A 25,544-nucleotide genomic window follows, 5' to 3' on the forward strand; every position below is an offset into this window, starting at 1 on the left:
AATGTTATATTTAATAGTAAGTGAAAAAGATATGTCCCAGATTGCTATTATACAACCGAAGAAAATAAGTATTTATTGAGATAGGGTTTTAAATAGAAATTGAAAAGGGGAGACAGTAGATGTTAAGAAAAGTAGATAATAAAAATATGGGAAGAAGCAATCTTGGATGGTTAAAAAGTATATTTCATTTTTCATTTGCAGAGTATTTTAACCCTAATAATATGAATTTTGGAGTTTTAAGGGTAATAAATGATGACTTAATTCAATCCAATACTGGGTTCGATACACATCCTCATAAGGATATGGAAATTATATCATATGTTGTAAATGGTGATTTAACGCATGGTGATAGTATGGGAAATAAAAACACTGTAACTCGTGGCCAGGTGCAATATATGAGTGCAGGAACTGGAGTGTATCATAGTGAGCATAATTTAGGAAAGGAAACAGCAAGATTTTTGCAGATTTGGATATTGCCTGATAAGAAAAGCTATAAGCCTAATTACGGAGATTACAGATTTAACTCAGAAGATAGAAAGAATAAGTGGTTGCATATGGTTTCAAGTAAAGAAGGCGGTGCACCAATAAAAATAAATCAAGATGCTAATATTTATTCTTTAGAACTTGATAAGGAAAAAGAAATTAGCTTTCCTGTAAAAGAAGGAAGACAGGCATATCTGGTTCAGATAGAAGGAAGTTCAATAGTAAATAATATTAATCTAGCTGACAGAGATGCAGTGGAAATTGTTCAGGAAGATATTTTAATTAAGGCTAAGGAGAATTCTCATATTTTAATTATAGAAATGAATAAAGAAGTCTAAAATATAGTACATTAACAATATTGGTATTAAATACAATAAGAAATATATCTTATATAAATCAGGAGGAAAATAAAATGTCAAAAGATTTTTATACTGCAGTAGCACAAAGACGTTCATTTTATGGTATTAGCAAGGAATCGATCGTTTCAGATGAAAGAATCAAAGAAGTTATTGAACATGCTGTAAGACACACACCATCAGCATTTAACTCTCAAAGCACAAGAGTTATCTTGTTATTAGGAAAGCATCACGATAAGTTATGGGATATCACAAAGCAAGCTTTAAGAAAGGTTGTTCCAGCAAACCAATTTAGTTCTACTGAAGAAAAAATAAATTCATTCCAAAATGGATACGGTACAGTTTTATTCTTTGAAGATAATAGTGTTATTGAATCTCTTCAACAACAATTTTCTCTTTACAAAGATAACTTTCCAATCTGGTCTCAACAAACTAACGGAATGCATCAATATGTCATATGGACTTCATTAGAACTTGAAGGCTTCGGTGTGTCATTGCAGCACTATAATGAATTGATTGAGGAAGATGTAAAGAAGGAGTGGAGCATACCAAGTAATTGGAAGATCATTGGACAAATGCCATTTGGGAAACCAACTGGAGAGCAAGATGAAAAAGAATTTCGACCATTAGAGGAACGTGTAAAGATATTTAAATAGCATTGTATATAAACAGAGTTCTTGGTGCCTTTACACTTAGAAATCGTTACCCAAGGACGTAGCCGCTCTAATCCTCCCGCTTTCACACTTTTGGGGGGATTAGAGTGGGCAGTCATTGGATAAGAGCTAGAGAATCTAATATTATGATCAGAGGGGCTGTCTCGCAATGCATAGATATGCATTGCGAGAAGCCTTTTTTATAATATAAATTAAAACTACAACTTTATTTTTTTGTTTTTCTAAAATAATATATTGAGCTACTCTTTTTAGACAACATTGAGGCTACATCAGAGCGTTCTGTATGCTGTATTAATTCTTTAGACACCACACATATGTCAATTGAATTCCATTTGTACAATGTATAAATATGAGTTTAAATTATGGATTTATTTTCCAATGAAGATAGGAAGAAAGAGTACGATAGATTTTATATAATAATTAGTAAGGTATTAATATACAGAATTATTATTAAAAATCTAAGGAGGATTACAAGAGATGAAGTTGAAAATTAAAACCATAAAAACAAAATTAACTGTAAGCATGATACTTATATCTTTATTTTCGGTGTTGGTACTAGGAATATCTTCTTATATTAAAGCAAAATCAATCTTAGAAGATAAATTACAGGTTACAAGTAAGCAGACACTTTCAGAAATAAACAATTCGTTAAACAATTATTTTGATGGTGTTTCTATACAGCTTAAAATGGCAGCCTCTAACGTAAATTTTTCTCAAATAGACTTATCGGAAGGACGTATAGAATTTACAAAAGGATATCTTAAAGATATAAAAGATAGTAGCGGAGATATTATAAGAGCGTTCTATGGGACTGAATCAGGAAAATTTACAATATATCCACAAGTTGAGTTGGGTAAGGATTTTAGCTACAAATCTAGGGATTGGTATACTCTAGCTATGAGTAATAAAGGAAAAACAGTATTTACTCAGCCATATAAGGATTTAGTAACAAATAAAATAATTGTTACTGCAGCAAGAGCTGTAGAATATAATGGAAGTGTAGTGGGAGTAGCTGCTATGGATTTATCACTCGAAGCTATTTCTGACATTTTCTCTAAATCCAAAGTAGGTGACTCTGGATACGTAACTATATTTGATCAGAAAGGAGTTATTGCTTCTCATCAAGATAAGGATAAGATTGGCACTGATAACCCAACTAAGCAAAGCTATTGGAACGAAGTGAAGACAAACAAAACTGGATTTACTTACTATGCAATTGAAGGTGAAAATAAATTTGCATCTTACGATACTAATGAGCAAACTGGATGGAAATTGTTGGCTTCTATGGATGAAAGTGAACTTATAAATGATGTAAATGTCATTAAATATATAATCTTTATAACAGTTCTAATAGTTGTAATTTTGGCTTCAGTAATAGCATTTATTTTAAGTAGGTCAATAGGGAATAATGTGAACAAGCTTAAGAGTTCATTTAGTATTGTAGCTAATGGAGATTTAACAACAATAGTAGATATCAAGTCACAAGATGAACTTGGAGATTTAGGTAAAGATTTTAATTTAATGATGTTAAATATATCTGACCTGATGAGAAACGTTGAAGCGTCTTCTAAAACAATATTAGAGGCATCATCAAATATTGCTAGTATGTCAGAGGAAACCACTGCATCTGTTGGTGAGATTTCTAAGGCAATTGAGGAGATAACACATGGAGCAACAAGTCAGGCTCAAGATGCTCAGCAAAGTTCTATTAGTATGAATGAGTTGTCTCAAAAGTTAGATGAAATTACTAAGTCTACAAACGAAGTAGGAGAGATTTCTTCTGAAACTCAGTTATTAAGTTCAAAAGGATTAGAAATGGTCGAAATATTAACTGTAAAATCTAGTCAGACAAGGCAGTCATCAGAACATGTAAGCGAAATTGTTCAGGATGTGAATAACAGTATAAATCAGATTACATCAATATCTGATGCTATATCTCAAATTACAGAACAGACAAATTTATTATCTTTAAATGCTTCTATAGAAGCAGCAAGGGCTGGTGAATCTGGTCGAGGATTTGCTATAGTAGCAGATGAAATTAGAAAACTTGCAGATCAATCAAGAAGCTCAACAGAGGATATTAAAAAAATAGTAGAGGTTATACAAAATAAGTCTGTAACAGCTGTAAATGCTATGAGGAATTCTGAGATTACAGTTAAAGAGCAAGAAAAAGCTATGTTCGAGACTAAGAATATATTCAATCAAATAATAAATGGAGTTTTAATGCTAACAAAAAGAATAGAGGAAATGGAGAAGTCTATTTTAAATGTAAATAAAAACAAGGAAGACGTTGTTGTTCAAATGGAGAACATATCTGCTGTTTCTGAGGAGACTGCATCGGGAACAGAAGAAGTGTCAGCCTCTACTGAGGAAGTGAATGCCACTATGGATGAGTTGACAAGATATGCAGAACAGTTGCAGAATCTTTCTGAAGATTTGAAAGGGCAAATTAACAAATTTAAGATTAATAGTTAAAGAGGAGGTTAGTTAAACTTCCTCTTTAACTATTGTATCTTTTTATCATATTTATAGGCAAGTATAAGAATTTAATATATACTTAATATAAGTAAACTTTTTAGTTATGATGGGTCAAATAAGAATTAAAAGGAATATAATAGATTAAGGTTCTGGAAATATCTATAAAATTAGGGGGAGAAAGAAATGCTTAAAAATTATATGGAGACTATTGTTGATAATATATTACCTGATGTTTTACAACAATATAAAGATATATGTAAATGTGAATTATGTACTGAAGATATTAAAGCGATTGCCTTAAATAATCTGAAACCATTATATGTGGTTACTCAAAAAGGAGTAGTGTATACAAAGGTAAATGAATTAAGAACACAGTTTATGACAGATGCATTGAAGGAAATAGTCAAAGCAATTGAAATAGTATCAAAGCATCCAAGACATAATTTAAGCGATTAAAGCATATAATCTCATGCAACATATTGTAACATTTAATACCTTTTTAGAATACAATAAAAAAGATAAGCATGAGAAAGGAATTAATACTATGGACGAACATTGCAGTGGTAAAATTAACAAGTCTATAAAGGGTAATAAACCCAAAATGCTGCATGGAGAGACCTTTGTATCAAAAGATATTATAGAAAAAGCAGTTGACGAACTTAAGAGAGAGTTCGATAAAGAACATGGAGGATTTGGTGAAATTCCTAAGTATCCTAGACCACATAGTTTGTATTTATTGTTAAAGTATTATAAGCTAACAGAAAAAAGAGATATCTTAAAAATGATAGAAAAAACCTTATTGAATATGTATAAAGGTGGTTTCTTTGACCATGTAGGTTTCGGGTTTTTTAGATATTCAACTGATAGAAAGTGGTTAGTTCCAAGTTTTCAAAAAGCCTTACAAGATAATGCACTTTTAGCTATTGTTTATACGAATGCATATGAGATTACTAAAAAAGAATTTTATAAAGAAGTGGCAGAAAAGATTATAACCTATATACTTAGAGATATGACAAATGAGTATGGTATTTTTTACTCTGCTGATGGGGAAAAAAATGTATGTGAGGTTGCTAGTCTTGGAGGCACGAATACAGATTTTTACACTTGGAGTATAAGTGATGTTGAAAAAGTGTTAGGAAAAAATGATGGACAGCTTTACTGTAAATATTATAATATTGGAAGAAAAGGTAATGTTAATGATAAGAGCATTCCTAACTTAATTAATACGGATTTAAATAAAATTGAGAACAATATAGATTTGAAGAAAAAACTTAACTGGTTAAATTTAAAACTTTATTCATATAGACTAGAAAGAGAAGTGCCAAAAAAAAATTATAAAGTTTCAACCTTCAAAAATGGACTTATGATAGCAGCCTTAGCTTACGGTGGTAAAGTACTTAATAATGTGGGTTATGTTAACGAAGCAAGTGAAGCAGTTAACTCTATATTTAAAATTCTTTTAAGAGAAGATGGAAGGCTTTTGGGAATATACGAAGAAGGTAAAGAGCAGTATATGGCCAGAGTTGATGATTATGCAGCACTTATATGGGGCTTAATACAAATGTATGAAAGTACAGGTGAAGACATATATTTAGATGCAACTTTAAACGTAAATAGAGATATGATTAAATATTTTTGGTGTGAAAGACAAAGTAAGTTTTTATTACTAGGAAATGATGAAGTAAGACTTGCAAAAGAAGATAATAATGAATATGAAGAGGGAATCTATATAGGAAATTCATTAGCTGCTTTAAATATGATCAAAATTAATAGCTTTATTGAAGATTGCGAACTAAATTGTAAAGCTAAAAAACAACTAAAGACATTTGAAAGTGAACTAATAAAGAGTCCTAATAATTATACTTTTTTTACTATATCCTTAATAGATAGGCTAATTCTTGCGAAGAAATAAAATCACAGTTCCGTTATGAAACGGGACTGTTATTTTTTTATTTATATAATTAAATTAAAAATAAATTATAATAGAAATTGCAATTTTATCAGAGCAAGGAATGAGATTTTAAAATTTTATAAAAAATTTATAAAATTCTAAAGTTGATATAAAAATCGTCGATAAATAAAATAAATATGTCGAATTGGGCTAGAGGTATATCACATAGAAGGGAAGAGATATAATGAGAAAGACAAAACAAATGAAAGTAAACGGATCTATTAAAAATAAGTTAATATTCCTGCTTGTTGGATTAATAGTAATACCTATTACTTTGTTAGGGTTTATTACTTATAATAGTGCCAAAAACGTATTGTCAAGTGAACTTAAAAAGAATTCTATGCAGATAGGAGAAAAATTAAATACTTCAATCGATAGTTTTCTTATAAGCAATGAACAAAATGTCAATATGCTAAGTAATAATGGCAACGTAAAGGATGCACTATATAAAAGCGAAGATGAGTTGAAATATTTATATGATATATTAAAAAACTATAAGGAATCTCATCCAGACGTAACTAATGTTTATTTAGGGACATACAATAAAAAAATGTTTCTCTTCCCAGAGGCTAAGCTGCCAGATGGGTATGATCCAACCTCAAGGCCTTGGTATGAGCAGGCTGTTAAGGCTGGAAAAACAATATGGACTGAACCATATATCGATGGACTCTCAGGAAAATTAACGGTTACAGTTGCAGCACCTGTTAAGAGCTCTAACGGAGAATTAACTGGAGTAATAGCGGCTGATATCTCTTTAGATGTACTGACAAATATCATTAGCAGCACGAAACTTGGAGATAAAGGATATTTCTTTATTGCAAATAAAAAAGGTATAATAATGGTACATCCTGATAAGAGTTTTATAAATAAAGAAATTCCTGTAAAGAATTTATTAGATGAAGTTTTAAAAAATAGTTCTGGATTCGTTGACTACAGCTATCAAGATGATAATAAACTTGGTGTTCTTACTAATAATAAAAGAATCGGATGGAGTATAGTTGGAGTTATAAATTATTCTGAAATTAGTGGGAATTTGTCAATTATCATTAAAGTAGTAGCGACAGCAGGCATTATAATTTCTATAATTGGTGCCATAATAGGAATACTGTCATCAAGGCCTATAACAAAATCATTATCTCATTTAGTGGAAGATATGAAAAGGATTGGTTCAGGCGATCTAACAGTTAGAAGTAATGTTAAATCTGGAGATGAGATTGGAATACTTGCCTCAACACTTAATTTAATGGCAGAGGATTTAGGGAATTTGATGAAAAATATAGGTTCTATATCTATAGAGGCAACTAAAGGGTCGGATACGTTAGCAGCAATTGCCGAAGAAACTAACTCTGCAACAGAAGAAATATCTAGAACTGTTGGAGAAGTTGCATCAGCAACGAATGATCAAGCTAGAAGTACTGAAATAGGTCTCCGAAAGGCTAACGAACTTTCAGATAGTATTCAATCTGTAGCTAATGCTATTGAACATACTAAGGAGATATTCAACGAGGCTAATGGTTTAAATAGCAAAGGTATAAGTACAGTTAAGCTGCTAACAGGAAAAACAGAAGAAGCTAACAGGGCTACTAAGGATGTAGGTAACGTTATAACAGAAGTTGATAATAGAACAAACCAAATTGGAAGTATTATAGGAACAATTAGTCAGATTGCAGAGCAAACCAACTTGCTAGCATTAAATGCTTCAATTGAAGCAGCGAGAGCAGGGGAAGCGGGACGAGGTTTTGCGGTAGTAGCGGATGAGATAAGAAAACTTGCAGAACAATCAGGAACTGCGGCTAATCAAATAAGAAGCTTAATAGTTGGTATCCAGGAACAGTCCAAGAATGCTGTTATAACTATGAATGGTACTACAAAAATTGTAGTTGAACAAGCTAATGCGGTTAAAGAAACAGAAGGGATTTTTGAACAAATTACTAATAGTATAATGGGAATTAATGAAGAAATAGTAAGAATTCTTTCTTTAAATGAAGGAATGATTTACAAAAAGAATGAAATAGTATCTGTAATGGAAAATATTTCAGCATCAGCGCAACAAACTTCAGCATCAGCTCAAGAAATATCAGCTTCAACAGAAGAACAAGTTGCAACTTTTGAAGAGGTAACAAGAACGGCAGATGAACTTAATCAGTTAGCAACAAAATTAAACAGTGAGATTGGAAAATTTAAGGTATAGAGAAGCAACATTAAAAGTTGACTTATCCTACGAGACATAATACCAATTTTCAGTGCGTTAAATATTTTTAAGTAGTCTAAAGCTGAGGATTAATGAAAAACCAAGAATCTTAGAAAACTTGCTACACTCAAACAATCAAAGATTCTAAGTTTTTCATTAATCCTTCGCTAAGACTACTAAAAAAACATTTAAATGTACCTTGAAATTGGTATTATGCCTTTTCGGATAAGTCAACTTTCTAGTTTGGTTATGTATATAGTTGCTTATTATATACATAGTATCTAATAAGTAACTATATATCAATAAAGTACATTCTTTTGTGGCATAATTATGAATGATATACTATAATTGTAAGATAAGTGCATAGGTAAAATATTATACATAATTATTATTAATTGAAACATAATTATAAAATTTTGCAATGTCTAAAAATATAAACTTAAGGAGTGACTTTTATGGAAAACTTTACATTTAAAAATGCAACAAAGATTATATTTGGTAAGGAAACTGAAGGTGCGGTTGGTGCCGAAATTAAACAGTATGCAGATAAAGTATTACTATGTTATGGTGGAGGAAGTATAAAGAAAAGTGGACTTTATGACACTGTAATAAAATCCTTAAATGAAAGTGGAATAGCTTTTGTAGAATTATCAGGTGTTAAACCAAATCCAAGATTAGGTCTTGTTAGAGAAGGTATAAAACTATGTCGTGAAAATAATATAAAGTTTATATTGTCTGTTGGTGGCGGAAGTGCTGCAGACACTGCTAAGGCAATCTCAGTGGGAGTAACTTATGACGGAGATGTATGGGATTTCTATGAAGGAAAGACTCAAGTTAAGAAAGCATTACCTGTGGGAGTTGTCTTAACTATACCTGCAACTGGTACAGAGGCTAGTAATAGTTCTGTTATTACAAATGAAGATGGATGGTATAAAAAGGGTCTTAGCACAGAGTATATTAGACCAGTATTTTCAATACTAAACCCAGTTTTAACATATACTCTACCGGCTTACCAGACTGCTTGTGGCGCAGCTGACATTATGGCTCATATAATGGAGAGATATTTTACTAATGTTGATCATGTAGATTTTACAGATAGATTATGTGAGGCTACATTAAAGACTATTATAAATAATACCCCAATAGCTTTAGAACAGCCTGAAAACTATGATGCAAGAGCAGAAATTATGTGGGCAGGTACAATAGCGCATAATGACTTATTAAGTACAGGTAGAATAGGTGATTGGGCATCACATAAAGTGGAGCATGAATTAAGTGCTATATATGATATTGCACATGGAGCGGGACTTGCGATTATTTTTCCTGCATGGATGAAGTATGTGTATAAACATAATGTAAATAAATTTGTTCAATTTGCAGTAAGGGTATGGGATGTTGATATGTCCTTTGACTCCTATGAAACTATTGCATTAGAAGGGATTAGAAGAATGGAGCAATTCTTTAAGAAGATAGGTCTTCCTATAACATTAGAAGAGGCGAATATTCCTGTTGATAGAATTGCAGAAATGGCCGATAAGTGTACTGATTCAGATAGAAAAACAGTTGGAAGTTTTGTAAAATTAGGAAAGGAAGATGTCTTAAATATATATAAATTAGCAAAGTAAGCTTTGTACTTAATAGAGTCCTTATCTTCTGATGTTAGAGAGATTCAGAGGGTAGGGACTTTTATCTGATCTAATACTCTCCCTTAGCCAAGGTTATGCGGCGAGCTGCTACGACCCTGGATAACGATTTCTAAGTGCCAAAGACATTAGGAACTCTGTTTATCAAATAAAAGGTATGGCATATTTCTCTATTTTTGCGTAAAATATTAAGTGAAAACTAAATACATAAGATAAGGAGAAAATGATTGATGAAAAAAAAGCCTGTTATGAATAAAAAATTTAAAGATGTAAAAAAACCGATTATGCCTACTGTAATTATTTTAGGACTTCTTCTTTATATACAAGGATTTATTTTTGTTTCTAAATTGAACACAGTAATGATGTTAACTGGAGGGTTGTTTATTTTTATTCCTCTTCTAATAATGGCATTTTCTAAAAGAAAAAAGCAAAAAGTATTATCAAGCATATTGATTGTTATATCAATATATTTTATATTTCTTTTAATGTATATGTTGTTTTTAGCTATTCGTTCAATATTATAATAATATTATCAAAACTTTATTTATATATTCTATAATGGTGGCAAACCTGAATAAAATATAATGAAACTATATAAAGCTAAAATTTGAAAAGTTTTAATTTTTATGATATTATCTTTTATACTATATTTTTTATCATTTATAAGGGGGAATATTAATGGAAGCAGACCCTGGTAGTAGTATATTACCAGAAATTTTACTGATTTTATCCTTAATTCTAATTAATGCATTTTTCGCAGCTGCGGAAATGGCAATTGTATCTCTAAATAAAAACAAGGTTAACCTTCTTGCAGAGGAAGGAAATCAGAAGGCAAAAGTATTATTAAAGCTTATGGAAGAGCCAAGCAGATTTTTATCAACAGTTCAGGTTGGTATTACTCTTGCAGGATTCTTTGCCAGTGCTTCAGCATCTGCAACTGTAGCGGATAAACTAGCACCTGTCATAGAAAAATTAGGAATACCATATGGCGATAAAATTTCTGTAGCTTTAATTACTATAATACTTTCTTATTTTACCCTTGTTTTAGGTGAGTTATTTCCTAAGAGATTGGCATTACAAAAGTCTGAAGAACTAGCAATGTTTGCAGTGAAGCCAATTGTGTTTATTTCTAAGTTAACACTGCCTTTTGTAAAATTACTTTCTGGTTCAACAAATATACTTTTAAGACTTTTTGGAATTAATATAGATAACCTTGAGGAAAAGGTATCTAAAGAAGAAATAAAGTCTCTTATTGAAGTTGGACAAGAACATGGAGTTATTAATGAAACAGAAAAAGAGATGATTAATGGTATATTTGAATTTGATAACAAGCTTGCAAAAGAAGTTATGACTCCTAGAACAGAAGTGTTTTTGATTAATATTGATAGTAAAGTAGATAAGATTATTGATGATGTTCTAGAGGAACAATTTTCAAGAATACCTGTTTATGAAGGAGATAATGATAATATTATAGGTATTTTGTATATAAAGGATATTTTTATTGAAGGAAGAAAGAATGGTCTTGAAAATGTAAATATTAGAAATATATTAAGGCCTGCTTATTTTGTTCCTGAAACTAAAAATATTGATGATTTATTTAAAGAGTTACAAAATACTAAAAATCATATGTCTATTCTTATAGATGAGTATGGTGGTTTTTCAGGAATTGTTACAATAGAAGATTTAATAGAGGAAGTAATGGGAAATATATTTGATGAATATGACGAAGTTGAACAAAATATAAAGAAAGTGGATAACAATACCTTTATTTTAGATGGATTACTACCTATCGATGAAGTAAATGAGCATCTAAATCTAGACTTAGAATCAGAAAATACTGATACTATTGGAGGATTTGTAGTTAGTTTAATGGGAAGTATACCTAAGGATAATGAAGAAAATACTATAGAATATGAAAACTTAGTTTTTAAAATTGAAAAAGTAACTGAAAAAAGAATAGAAAAGTTAAGAGTTTGTATATTGAAATAGGAAAGCTTGACATATATCCTTCTGGATAAGTCAACTTTCGGCGTTGTTTAACTATAAATTATAAAAAATAAATAGGGGGTTTTTGCCTATTGAAGCAAAAACCCTCTATTTGTTTTGTGGCTATATTATTTACTCTTATTATTTACAGATATTAAATAATTTATACAAGCTTAAAAAATTTATTTAGCCTCTTTTGCAGCCTTTAGAATAGAATCATAGTCTGGTGGGTTTGTAACCTCAGAAACATATTCCACATAAACAACTTTGTTACTGCTGTCAATTACAAAAGCAGCTCTAGCAAGAAGTCCTAAACCATCTATATAAGTACCAAAGTTTTTGCCTACTAATCTATCCCTAAAGTCTGATAGGGTAACTACGTTTTCAATACCGTGAGAAGCACACCATCTCGATTGAGCAAAAGGTAAATCCATTGATATTGTATATACAGTTACACCAGGCATTTCAACCGCTCTTTCATTAAATGTTCTTGACTCTAGGTCGCAAACAGGAGTGTCTATTGAAGGCACTGTAAGAAATATTCTAACTCCTTTTGTATCTTTTAAAGAAATAGGTGCTAAGGAATTATTTAAAACAGTAAAGTCAGGTGCATTGTCACCGACTTTAACAGTATTTCCTAAAACATTAATTGGGTTTCCTTGAAATTTTAATTCCATAATAAATACCTCCGATAATTTATATTATTTAATAATTAATATCTTATAATAATATTAACATAGATTTCCAGTCTATGCAACTAATTTTTGCAACTAAACATAAATAGTGTTGCCATTAGATAAAAAGATATTAGTTTATATTAAATTTTTTTATTAACTTAATAGGGGCATAAGTCAACTTTGCTTGCCTAAGACCTTCAATTCCAAGATCCTGTTCTCTGTTTATATAAGGTACATCAGTAAAGTGGCGTTCAATAAAGGCTCTATTTACGAAGTTATACAAACCTCTAATATTTGAATCTGCTTTCTCAATATGAATTATAGCCATGTCTTTATTCATTTTTTCCCCGATTGTAAATGCTGATATTTTATCATCTATAGATACAACCATTCCAATAAAATCTAAATTTGAAGAGTTTTTTAAAAGTTCTTCAATAGACCTCAGCTCATGAAGCAAATATCCTTTACAAACATGCTGATGGCACCACTCGCGAGCTGCTTTTATACATGGTCTAATCAATTCACAGTTTATTGGTAAGATTTCATAACTGTAGTTTTTCACGAAATAATTATAATGATTTTTTTTCTTGTGAAGCTTCTTACCGGATAAGGAAGCCAAAGCTTTGCTTTCATAAAGATAGTCAAAGTTATCTCTATCCTCTTCAATGGAAAATTTATTTTCTCCGTAGACATCTATGAGGTCATTAACAAACCATTCTTCTGCATCTTTAAAGAGATAGTCTGTTTGTAGTTCGTCTTTTAATTCCATAAGAAAATCAACTATGTGCCTTAAAGAATCTTTATCATAGCCTATAGGTTGCATAAAGTGAGTTTTACCATCAAAATCACTTTTAAGTATAATTAGAACATCTTCATAGAGTGCATAGTGTATATCTAATGCTTTCCTCCATATGAAGAGATTTGTAAAAGAGTATTCACAGGTTTCATAGATATAGGGCTTTAAATATTTATCAAAAAGATCTTTGTCGTCAATAGTTAAAGGTTTAAATTTAAGCATGAGAAAAACTCCTTTTCATTAAATTAAATACTAAATAATATTTAATATTGCTTGTTTACATATTAACATTATATTACAGAAGCTATTTAATTAACTTATACTTTAATAATATTTTAAATTTATTTACAGATTTAATACTATATCTAATAAATAAAATAGAAGTATTGAATTTAATTTACTAAAGCATTAATATATTATTATGAAATAGTTATTCTATTTTATTTTTAGTTGGATTTTTCTAGTATAGAAAGTTATTTTTAAATTAATTTTAGAATGTGGTGATTTTATAATTGTAAGAGGTGAGTGTACTGTGGAGAGTTTAAGTGGAAAGGTCGCGGTAGTTACCGGGGCTTCAAGAGGTATTGGAAGAGGAATTGCATTGGAACTTGCAAAGGCTGGTGCTAATGTAGTTATAAATTATAAAGGTAATAAAAAAGAGGCCGAAATAACTTTAAATCTGGTTAAAAAACTAGGAGGGTTTGGTGTAATTGTTAAGGCTGATGTAAGTAAATACAGCGAATCAAAGAAATTAATAAATGAGACAATAGAAAGCTTTGGGAAGATAGATATCTTGGTAAACAATGCGGGAGTATCTAGTGTAGGTTTATTTATAGATATGAGCGAAGAAAAGTGGGATGAGATAATTGACATAAATTTAAAAGGTGTTATAAATTGTTCACATTCTACACTAGATTATATGATTTCTCAAAAGAGTGGAACTATAATAAATATATCCTCAATGTGGGGAAATGTAGGAGCATCCTGTGAAGTTGTTTATTCCTCGACTAAAGGAGCGGTGAATTTGTTTACAAAATCTCTAGCAAAGGAAATGGCACCTTCAGGAATAAGAGTTAATGCAATTGCACCTGGGGTTATTGATACAGAAATGAATAGCTGGTTAAGTGACGAAGATAAGAGAGGGTTAGAACAGGAAATCCCTTTAGGTAAGTTTGGTGACATTGAAGATATAGGGAAAACTGTAGTGTTTCTAGCTAGTGATGGAGCTAAGTATATAACTGGACAAGTGTTAACAGTGGACGGTGGAATGGTGTAAAACGAACTGAAAATATAGTAATTTTCAAAATGGACTAGCTTTTTTTGGGAATTTAGTTTATTATAATGACATAATAGTCTGACAAGTACGATTATTGGGAGAGGGTGTTGTCATTATGGTAAATTCACTAATATTCGGTTTAGTTACCTTAGGATTTGGTCTGATACCTAAAATAGTAAGACCTAAGAAGATTAATTCATGGTATGGCTATCGCACAGTTATTTCTATGAAAAATCAAGATACATGGGATGAGGGAAATAGGTATTCCACAAATCAATACATAATAGCAGGGCTTATTCTATTAGTACTAGGAAGACTTGGATATGCCTTCTTAAATGCTAAAGGGTATTGGGTTCCACTAATAGGATTTATACCAATTCTATATTTTACCGTATTTTCAACAGAAAAACATTTAAAAAAGATTTTTGATAGTAATGGAATGAGGATTAATCAGGGATTTAAAGAATTAAAACAAAAGAATATTCAATAATAAGTAAAAAATACCACTATCTAATTTGGGGGATGGTGGTATTTTTGTATTTAAAATACGTTGATAAATTATTATACTTGTTATATATTGTATATAACAAGTATAACTTTTGAAAAGGGAGTGTTTCAAAATAGTAGACTGGAGGAAATATAGATATGATTCTAAAAATAGACTTTGAGTCAGATACACCAATATATGTGCAACTAAAAAGGCAAATTATAAAGGGAATAGCAAGAAAGGAAATGCAGGAAGGTGAGAGTTTACCTTCGGTACGTCAAATGGCTGAGGACATAGGTATAAATATGCATACTGTAAATAAAGCTTATAACTTGCTTAAAGTCGATGGATTTTTAAACATAGATAGAAGAAAAGGAGCAATAATAAATAAAATACCAACACCATTTTCTGAAGAGTATAAAGAGAATGTAAAGGAAGAGGTCGATGCTATAGTAGCGGAAGCTTATTGTAGAGGATTTGGTGAGGAAAAGTTCTTGAACATGTGCAAGGATATCTATGATAGCTATAATAGAACTACTTAGTTTAGAAAGTAGAAATTTCAACAATGAGAGATTATTAAAAAACAACAAAGTAAACTTTCTGGAGGAAAGAATATGATTAATAAAGTTATGCCATTAGTTATATTGGTAGTGACCATACTAATTATATTTTTGATACAAATTCTAATGCCAAGAACTCTATTTATCTATGATACTTAGTAGGAAAAACTTTAAAAATGGAGATGATTTTATGATATATGGAAATACGGAAGGCGTAAGAAATTTCATGCTAGAAAAACTTGAACAGATATACGAAATTAGATTTCCTAAAGATAGTATTTGTAACGAGGAATTAATAAAAGTTATTTGTGAAGCTACAACCTATTTGAATAGAGAGGTTAGCGTTGCTATCAATAGAAAAGGCGGCATAGCTGCTGTAGCAATAGGTGACAGCACTACTGTTGAACTTCCTGAAATCAATGTGAAGGAAAAGAGTTTAAGTGGGATTAGAATAATACATACACATCCTAATGGAAATTCAAAGCTTTCAGCAATAGATATGTCTGCTTTAGTAAGACGAAAATTAGATTGTATAGTAGCCATAGGCGTAAGTGAGAGTGCTATTACAGGTATTACTTTAGGATTTTGCAGTATTGAAGATGATTTGCTTATAGGTGAGATGACTGAACCTCTTGGAGTGCAACCTGCTCTTGAATATAATATTTTAGATAGGATAAATCATATACAAGGATTAATGAAAGATAATGAATTTATAGATGATGACAGTGAGAGAGCAATTTTAGTTGGGTTAGAAGATGAAGAAAGTTTAGATGAGTTAGCAGAACTTGCTAAGGCTTGCAATGTAAGAGTAGTACAAAGAGTTCTTCAAAAAAGATCAACGATTGATAATGCTTTTTATGTTGGAAGAGGAAAAGTTGAAGAGATAGATTTTTTGAGACAATCCACAAACGCTAATGTTATCATTTTTGACGATGAACTTTCAGCTTCACAGATAAGAAATTTAGAACAAAATTTAGGTGCAAAGGTTATAGATAGAACTACCTTAATATTTGAAATATTTGCAACTAGAGCAAGAAGTAGAGAATCTAAGATACAGGTAGAACTTATCCAGCTAAAGTATAGACTTACAAGACTTTCTGGACTTGGAACTGTTCTATCTAGAACCGGTGGAGGAATAGGTACTAAAGGACCAGGTGAAAAACAACTAGAGGTAAATAAAAAACATATAAAAGAAAAAATACAGGATTTAATAAAGGAACTTAAAAAAATAAAATCAGTTAGAGAAACTCAAAGAGAGAGAAGAGCTAACATACCAAAGGTTTCATTAGTAGGTTACACGAATGCAGGCAAATCGACTCTTAGAAACAAACTATGTCAGGTAGCTATGCCAAAAGAGGCAGTTGAAAAGGAAAAGGTATTTGAAGCAGATATGCTTTTTGCCACCTTAGATACAACTACAAGGGCTATTGAACTTACAGATGGTAGGATAACTACTTTAACAGATACTGTAGGATTTATAAAGAAACTACCTCACGACCTAGTAGAAGCTTTTAAGTCTACCTTAGAAGAAGTGGTTTACTCTGATTTGCTTTTACATGTAGTTGATTCTGCATCCAGTACAGCTGAGGAGCAAATAGAAGCGGTCAATGATGTTTTAATGCAAATTGGAGCAAAAGATAAGCCTATTATACTAGTTTTAAATAAAATAGATAAAGCAGCGGAGGACCGTATAACAAGCATTGAAAAAGAAAATACGAATGTAAAAATAATAAAAATCTCAGCAGTAGAGGGGACCAACCTAGATCTATTATTGGGAGAAGTAGCGAAAGCTTTACCATACAAACTGAGAACTGTGGAATATAACATACCTTATACAGAACAAGCTGCCTTAGCATTTCTTCATAGAAATGCTAAGGTTAAAGAAGAAGACTATAGGGATGAAGGAACTTATATTTGTGCTTTAGTAGATGATGAAGTATTTAATAAGTGTGCAAAATACATGATAAAATAAAAAGATTTTAATATTCGTAAAATGATGTAATGTGAACTTTTCGCATTACATCATTTCTGTATATAAGTCCCTACCTAAACATCAATCTTATGAAACGCCGTAAGCTTAATCTTTAAACAGCCCGTTGAACTTAGCTTAAACTACAACTTACCTATAATTTAATGTAATCAGAATGAACATATCCAACTTCAGATCCAGCCTTAACCTTATACCAACGACCACTATTTCCCAAAACCTCTACCTTAGTACCAGAAGGAAGTTCGGAAAGTATTCTTCCAGTCCAAGGAGTATTTCTTAAGTTCAAGCTGGAGGCCTGATCGCTTAAAGCTACAGTTCCAACCTTATTTGATGTTGATTCCGTTACAGTTGTTGCTGCAGTGCTTTCTGTTTTATTGCTAGCAAGTTGAGATGTATTCACATAACTAGAGTGTACATACCCTGTGGTACCATTTGTTCTTACCTTATACCAACTACCATTAGATTCCAGGATATCAATCTTTGTACCATTACTTAAAGCAGTTACTATACCGCCGTTTGGAGTGGTCCTTAAATTTAAAGAAGATGATTTATCACTTAGGGATACAACACCAGACTTCAAGGTGCTTGATCCATTATTTATTAAAGTTGGTGTAGGTGTATTTTGGGGTGTATTTTGTCCAACTATATTTATGTACTTTGAACTTACATATGAATAAGAAGAATTATATTTAATTTTATACCAATCTCCAGATTTACTAACTATGTTAACAGACTCACCTTTCCTTAATAATCCTACGACATTAGAAGATGAGTTGGCTTTATCTCTAACATTTAGTACAGAACCAGAATTTGTAATATTAACAGTTCCTTTGTTTATAATAGGCTCATCTTTAATAGGAGATTGTTCATTGTTCTTATCGGTATTAGTATTATTTGTGGTATTTGACGGAATTGTATATGGAGGTTTAATTTTACCTTCTCCAATATAAATATATCCTTTTAAATATAGATTTCCTCGGTTTTTAATCTCTTCTTTAGATACGGCTTTCACTTTTCCATCGTAATCTTTCCTAACACTAAAGTTACCTTCAGTGAAATATACGGTATTTCCCTCTACGCTTTCTACAAATGCTACATGACCGTAACCGTAGTTTCCGCCACCCCACACAGCTATTGAGTTTGGTTTTGGTTCGGTACCATATGAATAGACTTTATCTTTAGCGTTAGCATACCACCAATCTACAGCATTGCCATAAAATTCAGATGGTAGTGAAACTTGAAGTTTTTCAAGAACTCGTCCATATGTGAACCAAGTACATTGGCCTTTATATCCGTACTTTGTAAAAATATTAACACTGCTTGTATAGTAACTGCTCTGTGGATTAGGCATAGTTCCGGCAGCTTGTACAATATTAGAAGAAAGTTTACTATTCATAAGAGCTGCAGATATAAAGAAAGCAAAAACCATTTTTTTAGAGCTATTCATCTGTATCCCCCTCGTTTATATAATGTAAATTAAATTCAAATTAAAGTTTATATTAAAATTCAAAATTATTATCGTACATAATTTTGAAAAATTTATAGGTGTTTTAGAATATTTTAGTAAGCTTATGAATATATTCATATTTTAACATATTTTTTTATAGTTGTGGGAATAAAATGGTAAAAACCCTTTACTTTATTATATTAAGCCTTATTTTGTTGAGTCAATTTAACTTATATTAAGACAATAATTTAACAATATTTATAAGAAAAAAGGAGGATTTTTTCCCAATATATCGAATAATGTTTATATTGGAATAAGTGTATTTTAAATCCAATAGTCTTCAGAAGGAATTATGAAAACCATTTTGAGAGTTAAGTCACAAATAAATTATAATTTAACTATTATACTTATAAAGTAGAAAATAATAATAACTAGCTATTAAATATATTTTTAGAAATATATACAGCAAAAGTAATAATTATTTTAAGCTAAAATTTAAAAAAGGGGATTGTTACACATGAAAAGGATTAGAAGCAAAATAATTGTAGGGATATTGGCCTGTACTTTCATAGTGGCAGTATTAATAGGAGGTGTTAGTACATATGAAGCTATTAGTGTAATAGACAAAGAAGCTAGAGACAAACTTTCAGCTATATCAGAGAGCAAAACAAAAGATTTTAATACTATGTTTAAGGATACTGAAAAAACTATAGAGTTTTTATCAAACACAGTGTTATCAGATTTTGATTTAGAAAAAGCAAAATCTGATAGTACATACTTAAAGCAGTATGAAAATAAAATAGAACCTCTTATAAAAAAGCTGGGAGAAACTACAGAGGGTGCAATGGGATGCTATATATATTTTAATCCTGAGCTTACAAATGCTCTGTATTATGTTTCTTATGATGATACAGATAAGGATAGAAACTTCTCTAGGAAAACTTCTTATGTTATAGATGACTTTAAACAAGATAATAAAGATATGAACTGGTTTTATGGACCAGTTAAAAAGGGAAAAGGCGTGTGGAGTGATATTTATGTGGATATGCACTCTAAAGTTGAAATGATATCTTATGGAAAACCTATTTATATCAATAATACTTTAATTGCAGTTGCTGGCGTGGACGTGGAATTTGATCTTTTCCGTAAAGCAATAAATAATATAAAGGTATATGATACTGGATATGCATATCTTTTATCAGAGCAAGGTGATTTTTTAATTCATCCTAAATATAAGAAAGCGGATAATATATCTTCTATAGAAAATGGATCGTTTAAGATTGTTGCAGATGAAATTAAAAAAAATAAATCAGGTGTAATGGAATATGACTATAATGGTAAAGAGATAGTTGGTTATTATGCGATGCCTAATGGTTATGTAATGGTAACAAGTGTTCCATATGAAGAAGTGTTAAAAAGTATTAGTAAACTAAAAATACTAATTCCTGCTATAGTGGTATTAGGTATGATAATTGCAATAATAGTAGCACTTTTAATTGCTAACAATATAGCAAAACCACTAATGAAGGCTATAAAACTATTGGATAAAATATCAAGTTTAGATTTAACTTATGATGAAGACTATGAGCAATTAATGAAAAGCAGTGATGAAATAGGAATAATGGCTAGATCACTTGCAAATATGAGAGAGTCACTTCAAGATATGGCAGAAAGTATTAAACAAGGGGCGAAGAATGCAGCACTTAGTGCGGAAAGTCTTTCAAGTGTAGCTGAAGAGAATGTAAGCGCTATTGACTCAGTAGCAAGAGCTACTGGAGAGATTGCAGAGGGCTCAACTGAGCTTGTTAAAAATGTAGAAAGCGGAGTGAAAAAACTAGATTATTTAGCTAATCAAATAAACGATGCAGTGCAAAGTTCTGATATAATGAGGAAGCAGATTGATGAAACAAGCATTGCCAACAAAAAAGGAATTGATTATGTTAATAAACTGGAGAGAGCTGTAAAGGATAATGTTCGAATGGTGGACAAGGTTGCCTCACAGGTCATTGAGTTAGATAGAAAATCAGAACTTATAGCTAAGATAACAGATGCTATTAAATCAATAACCGATCAAATAAATTTATTAGCATTGAATGCTGCTATTGAAGCCGCAAGAGCTGGAGAACAGGGAAAAGGTTTCGCCGTAGTTGCAGATGAAATAAGAAAATTAGCTAGTGAAACAGCAACCTCTACAGAAGAGATTGATAAAATTGTAAAAGAGTTTAAATCAAATATAGGCACTGCAAGAAATGAAGTAAATGAGGCGAAGACAGTTATAGACAAAACTAGTGAGGTCTCCAAGAATACAGAAAAGGCTTTCCGCGATATTGATAAGTCCGTATCAAACGTAATAGGTCAGATAGATAGGCTTATAGCAAACATTAATAACATAGGCGAAAATAAGAATGAAGTAGTCACTTCAATTGAAAGTATATCTGTTATTTCGGAACAATCAGCGGCTACAACCCAAGAGATTTCTGCATCAGTGCAAGAACAATCCATAAGTATGGAACAGATATCTAAATCAACAAATGATTTAACTAAAGTAGCAATGGATTTAGAAAAGTTAGTAGAGAAGTTTATAACGTAAACTAATAATCAAATTCATTATTATAAAGTATTATGGTAAGTTTTTTATGGATTAGGTGAAACTTTATCTATATTGATTTCATATTAAAACAGAAAAATAATCAGTTAGTTATTATATAAAACATAAGAAAAGAGCAGGGTAAGGAGATGTAGTTGATTCCCTGCTTTTCTTTATTTAATTATGATATTGCTTTAACCTTAATATGCCCTTAATCATATAATTAATTCGTATTTATTAAGCTATTTCAAAATTTAACTGTACATAGTAAAAATATAATTAGAAACTAAAAAGCAGGGTGGAAAGTAATAAAAACAATCCCTGCTTTTTATTGGAGTGAACTGTGATGGTGAATAATTTTTAAATCTAATATTTGCTTAATTCAAAAATTTATACATAAAGTTTATAAAAAACTTTAGTAAGCTAAACTTTAAATCTATTAAGTTGAACAGTTATCTTTTGGGCAACATCATTTAGCTTTTGTGCTGAGTTTGAGAGTTCATCAGAACTTGCATTCATTTCCTCGCTAGAAGCGGAAATTTCTTCAGCCGATGCAGAGGTTTCCTCAGACACAGAAGAAACAGCTTCTACTTTAAGGAGTATATCATCCTTTTCAATATTAATAGTTAAAGCGGAATGATTTATATCGTTAATTTCAGGAAGAATATTTTCTATTGCTGAAATTATTTCCTTAAATGAAGTTATGGAATGTTTAATTCCCTCTACTTGGTTAAATAATACCTCTTTAACCTCTTTCGTGGAATCTGCAACTATTGAAGATCTCACTGTTACATCAGTTAATAACTTATTTATATCTAATGAAGATTGTTTAGACTGCTCAGCAAGCTTTCTAATTTCATCAGCTACAACAGAGAATCCTCTGCCAGCTTCTCCTGCCCTTGCAGCTTCTATAGCCGCATTTAAAGCTAATAAATTAGTTTGATCAGCTATACTGTTAATAACATCTGTAATTTCATTAATCTTTTTCATATCTTGTCCAAATTCAACTATTTCTGTAGTAAGCTGTGAGAAAGCACCATTTAATTCCCTTATTGAATCGGCCATAGATTGAAGTTGAGTGCTACTGCCCTTTGACATAGAATCTATTTTTAGGGCATTTTCTCCAACTTGATCTATCTTTCTAGCAATGTTAGAAACTTCATCTCCAAAATGTATTGTTCTGTCATTTACTACTGCTAGTTGTCCAGCTTGTTCCGATGCACCCTCAGCAACCTCCTGAATTGCATTAGATACTTCCTCGGAAGTAGAACTTAATTCTTCTGATACAGCAGATAAATTTTCAGCTTGATCTTGAAGAACATCTGCATTAACCTGAATTGCTTTTATCATACCAGATACATTTGTAAGCATGGAGTTAAAGCTATCTGCAAGATCTTTCAACTCATCTTTTGTATTTACCTCTACTTTATTAACTTGTAAATTACCTTCTTTAACTTCCTTCATAGCAGAAGCTATCTTCTCTATAGGATTTGATATCTTTTTAGAAACTATTAAGGTTATTATAGAAGTTAAAATTAGCACAATTAAACCAACACCAAACACTACAAGTAGTGCTTTATTTTGAGCACCAGTAAAATCCGAGATATCGCCACTTAATACGATATACATGTCCCATTTTTCATAATAAGTATAATAAGCAAACTTGTGTTGCCCTTTCCAATCATATTTTATCTCTTTAACTGGTGTCATACCGTAGGCTTGATGCGAAAATTTATCTTTATTTTTTAGCATTTCTTTAATAAAGTCGTACTGATTTCCGTCAGTTCCTATAAGTTCTGAGTTTGGATGAAATATAAATTTACCGTTACCACTCAAAGTATACCCATAACCATTTTTTCCAACCTGACGAGAGATTATATATTTAGAAAAGGCACTCTTTGCCTCCTCCTTAGTTTTAGAGTTTGTCTCTAGTCCGTCTGCTACGTCCCAAGCGCACATAACCCTTTCAGACATTTGTTGGCTTAATGTCTTATTTGACTCACCTACAATAGTTACATAACTAGGTATTGCAATAGCTATCAATGTAATTAAAATCATTGAAATTATAGAAAAAACTAGTTTTGTACTAAGTTTTTTGAAATTCATTTAATCTACTCCTTCCGTTTTATTTCTAAAAATATAATTAATAAATTTTTAATAATAATTTTGTGTTTAAAGTATGTATCTTTAATCAACTATTATACTACTTTAGTTTGCTTTGAACTTTCTTAGGGCTTAACATTTAAACTTATATAGTTTAATTTTATTTATAGAAAATTAATATATCTATATGGATGATTATAACTTATTTTATGATGAATTTAAAGATAAAATTTACTAATAAATAATATTTATTTATCGGTTAAATTAGTAGCATGCCCTTGGTAAGTTAGAGAAATAAATATAAGCTTGTTTTACGTAGTAAAAAGCAAAGTTAACGTTCTATTAATTGAATTTGTGGATAAAGTAGTATATACTATATCCGTATATATTAACATTTATAAAATAGATGAAAAGGAGATTTTTTGATGGAAATATTGAAACATTTTGTAGATATTATTCTACATCTAGATAAGTACTTAAATATAGTTATACAAAACTATGGAATGGGTACATATATAATACTATTTTTAATAGTATTTTGTGAAACGGGCTTAGTAATTCTACCGTTTCTTCCGGGGGACTCCTTACTTTTTGCTGCAGGAGCCTTTGCTGCATTAGGTTCGTTAAACATTTACTTATTATTTGGCCTTTTAAGTATAGGAGCTATTATTGGGAATACGCTAAATTATTATGTAGGAAGAACTATTGGACCTAAGATATTTAATAAGGAAAATGTTAAACTTTTAAATAAGGAGTATTTAGATAAAACACAAGCATTTTACGATAAGCATGGTGGAATAACTATAATAGTTACTAGATTTATGCCAATAATTCGTACTTTTGCACCTTTTGTAGCTGGAATTGGGAAAATGAATTTTATGAAGTTTATGTCTTATAATATAGTTGGTGGAGTTACATGGGTTGCATTATTTTCATTTGGGGGATATTTCTTTGGTAACATACCTATAGTAAAAAAGAATTTCACAATAGTTATACTTGCTATAATTTTCGTTTCATTATTGCCAGCTGTGATTGGAATATTAAAAGAGAGATTTGGCAAAAAAAAACAGAGTGATGGATCAAATGAGTTAGAAGATAAAATAGTGTAAAGAGTGATAGCAATAAAAGGATTAAAGTTAACTAAAGTTAATTTTAATCCTTTTATTGCTGTTTTCTTTAGTTGCAATTGATAAACTTGTCACTGGATATTTTAAAAATAATTGTGAATACTAATTTTACATATTCAATATAACAAGAAAGGGTAAACCAAGAATTATGAGAAACGGCATTGAAAAAGCTTTATGGAGTATTGCTATTCCAGGATTTGGTCAATTATTAAATGGTAAGTATTTGAAGGGAGTTCTACTAATTATATTAGAGTTTCTAATTAATATTAAGTCCAGTATAAACACAGCTATTGTTTATAGTTTTAACGGTAAAACTAGCGTTGCCGTTGACCAGGTCAATTATCAGTGGCTGATGTTTTATCCCTGTGTTTATTTATTTGGCATTTGGGATGCCTACAGAGATGGAGAAAAAGAAAAAAGTGATATGTTACTATATGTTCCATTTGCTATTTCCGCTTATATAGGAACTGTAGGAGTAGTTTACTCGTCATATCTCAAAATAATGGGAATCTTGCTTGGACCAATCTTTCTTACCTTACTCTTTATGATACTAGGCTGGGGAATTGGTTACTTTATTAGGCATCTTATTTTAAGGAGAATAAGTAATTCTAATTGACTAAACCTAGTAAAAAATTATTTGTAAAATAATTTAATTGTAAAATCCAATTCAATTCTGTAGAATATAGGTACTAAACTACCTATATTAAGAACAACTAAAAGAGAGTTGATTTT

Annotated in this window: 20 protein-coding genes; 16 read left to right on the forward strand and 4 right to left on the reverse strand. The window is 30.7% G+C overall.

Features of this window, described 5'->3' with window-relative positions; genetic code table 11:
* The first annotated feature begins 119 nt into the window (after positions 1-119).
* The 9 genes from AC0N0V_RS04720 (at position 120) to AC0N0V_RS04760 (ending at position 11,765) form a co-directional block, all read left to right on the forward strand.
* Positions 120-821: a pirin family protein gene (locus tag AC0N0V_RS04720; RefSeq protein WP_474462433.1), complete on the forward strand. Its 702-nt coding sequence runs from the start codon at positions 120-122 to the stop codon at positions 819-821.
* A gap of 74 nt (positions 822-895) precedes the next feature.
* Positions 896-1,495 carry a nitroreductase family protein gene (locus AC0N0V_RS04725; protein WP_474462434.1) on the forward strand — a complete coding sequence of 200 codons (600 nt, stop codon included), beginning with the start codon at positions 896-898 and terminating at the stop codon, positions 1,493-1,495.
* A gap of 495 nt (positions 1,496-1,990) precedes the next feature.
* Entirely contained in the window at positions 1,991-3,988 is a 1,998-nt protein-coding gene (locus AC0N0V_RS04730; protein WP_474462435.1) for a methyl-accepting chemotaxis protein, read from the forward strand.
* A 186-nt stretch (positions 3,989-4,174) separates the two neighbouring features.
* Positions 4,175-4,447, forward strand: a complete 273-nt coding sequence (locus AC0N0V_RS04735) for a late competence development ComFB family protein (protein WP_474462436.1) — start codon at positions 4,175-4,177, stop codon at positions 4,445-4,447.
* 13 nt (positions 4,448-4,460) lie between these two features.
* Positions 4,461-5,903: a thioredoxin domain-containing protein gene (locus tag AC0N0V_RS04740; protein ID WP_474462437.1), complete on the forward strand. Its 1,443-nt coding sequence runs from the start codon at positions 4,461-4,463 to the stop codon at positions 5,901-5,903.
* Between the two features lie 223 nt (positions 5,904-6,126).
* Positions 6,127-8,133: a methyl-accepting chemotaxis protein gene (locus AC0N0V_RS04745; RefSeq protein ID WP_474462438.1), complete on the forward strand. Its 2,007-nt coding sequence runs from the start codon at positions 6,127-6,129 to the stop codon at positions 8,131-8,133.
* 455 nt (positions 8,134-8,588) lie between these two features.
* Positions 8,589-9,758 carry an iron-containing alcohol dehydrogenase gene (locus tag AC0N0V_RS04750; protein WP_474462439.1) on the forward strand — a complete coding sequence of 390 codons (1,170 nt, stop codon included), beginning with the start codon at positions 8,589-8,591 and terminating at the stop codon, positions 9,756-9,758.
* A gap of 248 nt (positions 9,759-10,006) precedes the next feature.
* The gene (locus AC0N0V_RS04755) at positions 10,007-10,300 is read left to right on the forward strand and encodes a hypothetical protein (RefSeq protein ID WP_474462440.1); all 294 of its coding nucleotides are present in this window, start codon (positions 10,007-10,009) and stop codon (positions 10,298-10,300) included.
* Between the two features lie 154 nt (positions 10,301-10,454).
* The gene (locus tag AC0N0V_RS04760; protein WP_474462441.1) at positions 10,455-11,765 is read left to right on the forward strand and encodes a hemolysin family protein; all 1,311 of its coding nucleotides are present in this window, start codon (positions 10,455-10,457) and stop codon (positions 11,763-11,765) included.
* A gap of 179 nt (positions 11,766-11,944) precedes the next feature.
* On the opposite strand, the gene tpx is transcribed toward AC0N0V_RS04760, so the two are convergent.
* Together tpx and AC0N0V_RS04770 are read right to left on the reverse strand one after the other, a co-directional pair.
* On the reverse strand, positions 11,945-12,439 hold the full coding sequence (gene tpx / locus AC0N0V_RS04765; RefSeq protein WP_474462442.1) for a thiol peroxidase: 495 nt from the start codon (positions 12,437-12,439) through the stop codon (positions 11,945-11,947).
* 130 nt (positions 12,440-12,569) lie between these two features.
* Entirely contained in the window at positions 12,570-13,457 is an 888-nt protein-coding gene (locus AC0N0V_RS04770; protein ID WP_474462443.1) for a DUF2156 domain-containing protein, read from the reverse strand.
* Positions 13,458-13,767: 310 nt separating this feature from the next.
* On the opposite strand from AC0N0V_RS04770, the gene ymfI reads away from it, so the two are divergent.
* The 4 genes from ymfI (at position 13,768) to hflX (ending at position 17,530) form a co-directional block, all read left to right on the forward strand.
* Positions 13,768-14,511 carry an elongation factor P 5-aminopentanone reductase gene (ymfI, locus tag AC0N0V_RS04775; RefSeq protein ID WP_474462444.1) on the forward strand — a complete coding sequence of 248 codons (744 nt, stop codon included), beginning with the start codon at positions 13,768-13,770 and terminating at the stop codon, positions 14,509-14,511.
* 115 nt (positions 14,512-14,626) lie between these two features.
* The gene (locus tag AC0N0V_RS04780) at positions 14,627-15,001 is read left to right on the forward strand and encodes an SdpI family protein (RefSeq protein WP_474462445.1); all 375 of its coding nucleotides are present in this window, start codon (positions 14,627-14,629) and stop codon (positions 14,999-15,001) included.
* Between the two features lie 155 nt (positions 15,002-15,156).
* A complete protein-coding gene (locus tag AC0N0V_RS04785; RefSeq protein ID WP_474462446.1) occupies positions 15,157-15,540 on the forward strand; it encodes a GntR family transcriptional regulator in 384 nt (127 codons plus the stop codon).
* Positions 15,541-15,748: 208 nt separating this feature from the next.
* Positions 15,749-17,530 carry a GTPase HflX gene (gene hflX / locus AC0N0V_RS04790; protein ID WP_474462447.1) on the forward strand — a complete coding sequence of 594 codons (1,782 nt, stop codon included), beginning with the start codon at positions 15,749-15,751 and terminating at the stop codon, positions 17,528-17,530.
* 151 nt (positions 17,531-17,681) lie between these two features.
* Here hflX and AC0N0V_RS04795 read toward each other — a convergent pair whose 3' ends face one another.
* Complete coding sequence (locus tag AC0N0V_RS04795; RefSeq protein WP_474462448.1) at positions 17,682-18,995, reverse strand: SH3 domain-containing protein; 1,314 nt, start codon at positions 18,993-18,995, stop codon at positions 17,682-17,684.
* A 517-nt stretch (positions 18,996-19,512) separates the two neighbouring features.
* On the opposite strand from AC0N0V_RS04795, the gene AC0N0V_RS04800 reads away from it, so the two are divergent.
* The gene (locus AC0N0V_RS04800; protein WP_474462449.1) at positions 19,513-21,585 is read left to right on the forward strand and encodes a methyl-accepting chemotaxis protein; all 2,073 of its coding nucleotides are present in this window, start codon (positions 19,513-19,515) and stop codon (positions 21,583-21,585) included.
* 420 nt (positions 21,586-22,005) lie between these two features.
* Here the strand turns inward: AC0N0V_RS04800 and AC0N0V_RS04805 are convergent, their stop codons facing one another.
* Complete coding sequence (locus AC0N0V_RS04805; RefSeq protein ID WP_474462450.1) at positions 22,006-23,688, reverse strand: methyl-accepting chemotaxis protein; 1,683 nt, start codon at positions 23,686-23,688, stop codon at positions 22,006-22,008.
* 422 nt (positions 23,689-24,110) lie between these two features.
* Here AC0N0V_RS04805 and AC0N0V_RS04810 point away from each other — a divergent pair, with 422 nt between their 5' ends.
* Together AC0N0V_RS04810 and AC0N0V_RS04815 are read left to right on the forward strand one after the other, a co-directional pair.
* Positions 24,111-24,794 (forward strand): DedA family protein, encoded by a 684-nt coding sequence (locus tag AC0N0V_RS04810; protein WP_474462451.1) that lies wholly within the window; start codon positions 24,111-24,113, stop codon positions 24,792-24,794.
* 166 nt (positions 24,795-24,960) lie between these two features.
* On the forward strand, positions 24,961-25,428 hold the full coding sequence (locus tag AC0N0V_RS04815) for a hypothetical protein (protein WP_474462452.1): 468 nt from the start codon (positions 24,961-24,963) through the stop codon (positions 25,426-25,428).
* Positions 25,429-25,544: the final 116 nt, after the last annotated feature.

It is taken from the genome of Clostridium sp. CS1-1, from assembly GCF_056135525.1.

Coding starts and splice junctions, on each gene's coding strand:
- AC0N0V_RS04800 (WP_474462449.1), top strand. CDS start 19,513: ATGAAAAGGATTAGAAGCAAAATAATTGTAGGGATATTGGCCTGTACT.
- AC0N0V_RS04760 (WP_474462441.1), top strand. CDS start 10,455: ATGGAAGCAGACCCTGGTAGTAGTATATTACCAGAAATTTTACTGATT.
- AC0N0V_RS04735 (WP_474462436.1), top strand. CDS start 4,175: ATGCTTAAAAATTATATGGAGACTATTGTTGATAATATATTACCTGAT.
- AC0N0V_RS04805 (WP_474462450.1), bottom strand. CDS start 23,688: ATGAATTTCAAAAAACTTAGTACAAAACTAGTTTTTTCTATAATTTCA.
- AC0N0V_RS04730 (WP_474462435.1), top strand. CDS start 1,991: ATGAAGTTGAAAATTAAAACCATAAAAACAAAATTAACTGTAAGCATG.
- AC0N0V_RS04720 (WP_474462433.1), top strand. CDS start 120: ATGTTAAGAAAAGTAGATAATAAAAATATGGGAAGAAGCAATCTTGGA.
- AC0N0V_RS04740 (WP_474462437.1), top strand. CDS start 4,461: ATGCAACATATTGTAACATTTAATACCTTTTTAGAATACAATAAAAAA.
- AC0N0V_RS04815 (WP_474462452.1), top strand. CDS start 24,961: ATGAGAAACGGCATTGAAAAAGCTTTATGGAGTATTGCTATTCCAGGA.
- AC0N0V_RS04725 (WP_474462434.1), top strand. CDS start 896: ATGTCAAAAGATTTTTATACTGCAGTAGCACAAAGACGTTCATTTTAT.
- AC0N0V_RS04785 (WP_474462446.1), top strand. CDS start 15,157: ATGATTCTAAAAATAGACTTTGAGTCAGATACACCAATATATGTGCAA.
- AC0N0V_RS04745 (WP_474462438.1), top strand. CDS start 6,127: ATGAGAAAGACAAAACAAATGAAAGTAAACGGATCTATTAAAAATAAG.
- AC0N0V_RS04770 (WP_474462443.1), bottom strand. CDS start 13,457: ATGCTTAAATTTAAACCTTTAACTATTGACGACAAAGATCTTTTTGAT.
- hflX (WP_474462447.1), top strand. CDS start 15,749: ATGATATATGGAAATACGGAAGGCGTAAGAAATTTCATGCTAGAAAAA.
- AC0N0V_RS04795 (WP_474462448.1), bottom strand. CDS start 18,995: ATGAATAGCTCTAAAAAAATGGTTTTTGCTTTCTTTATATCTGCAGCT.
- AC0N0V_RS04810 (WP_474462451.1), top strand. CDS start 24,111: ATGGAAATATTGAAACATTTTGTAGATATTATTCTACATCTAGATAAG.
- AC0N0V_RS04755 (WP_474462440.1), top strand. CDS start 10,007: ATGAAAAAAAAGCCTGTTATGAATAAAAAATTTAAAGATGTAAAAAAA.
- AC0N0V_RS04780 (WP_474462445.1), top strand. CDS start 14,627: ATGGTAAATTCACTAATATTCGGTTTAGTTACCTTAGGATTTGGTCTG.
- tpx (WP_474462442.1), bottom strand. CDS start 12,439: ATGGAATTAAAATTTCAAGGAAACCCAATTAATGTTTTAGGAAATACT.
- AC0N0V_RS04750 (WP_474462439.1), top strand. CDS start 8,589: ATGGAAAACTTTACATTTAAAAATGCAACAAAGATTATATTTGGTAAG.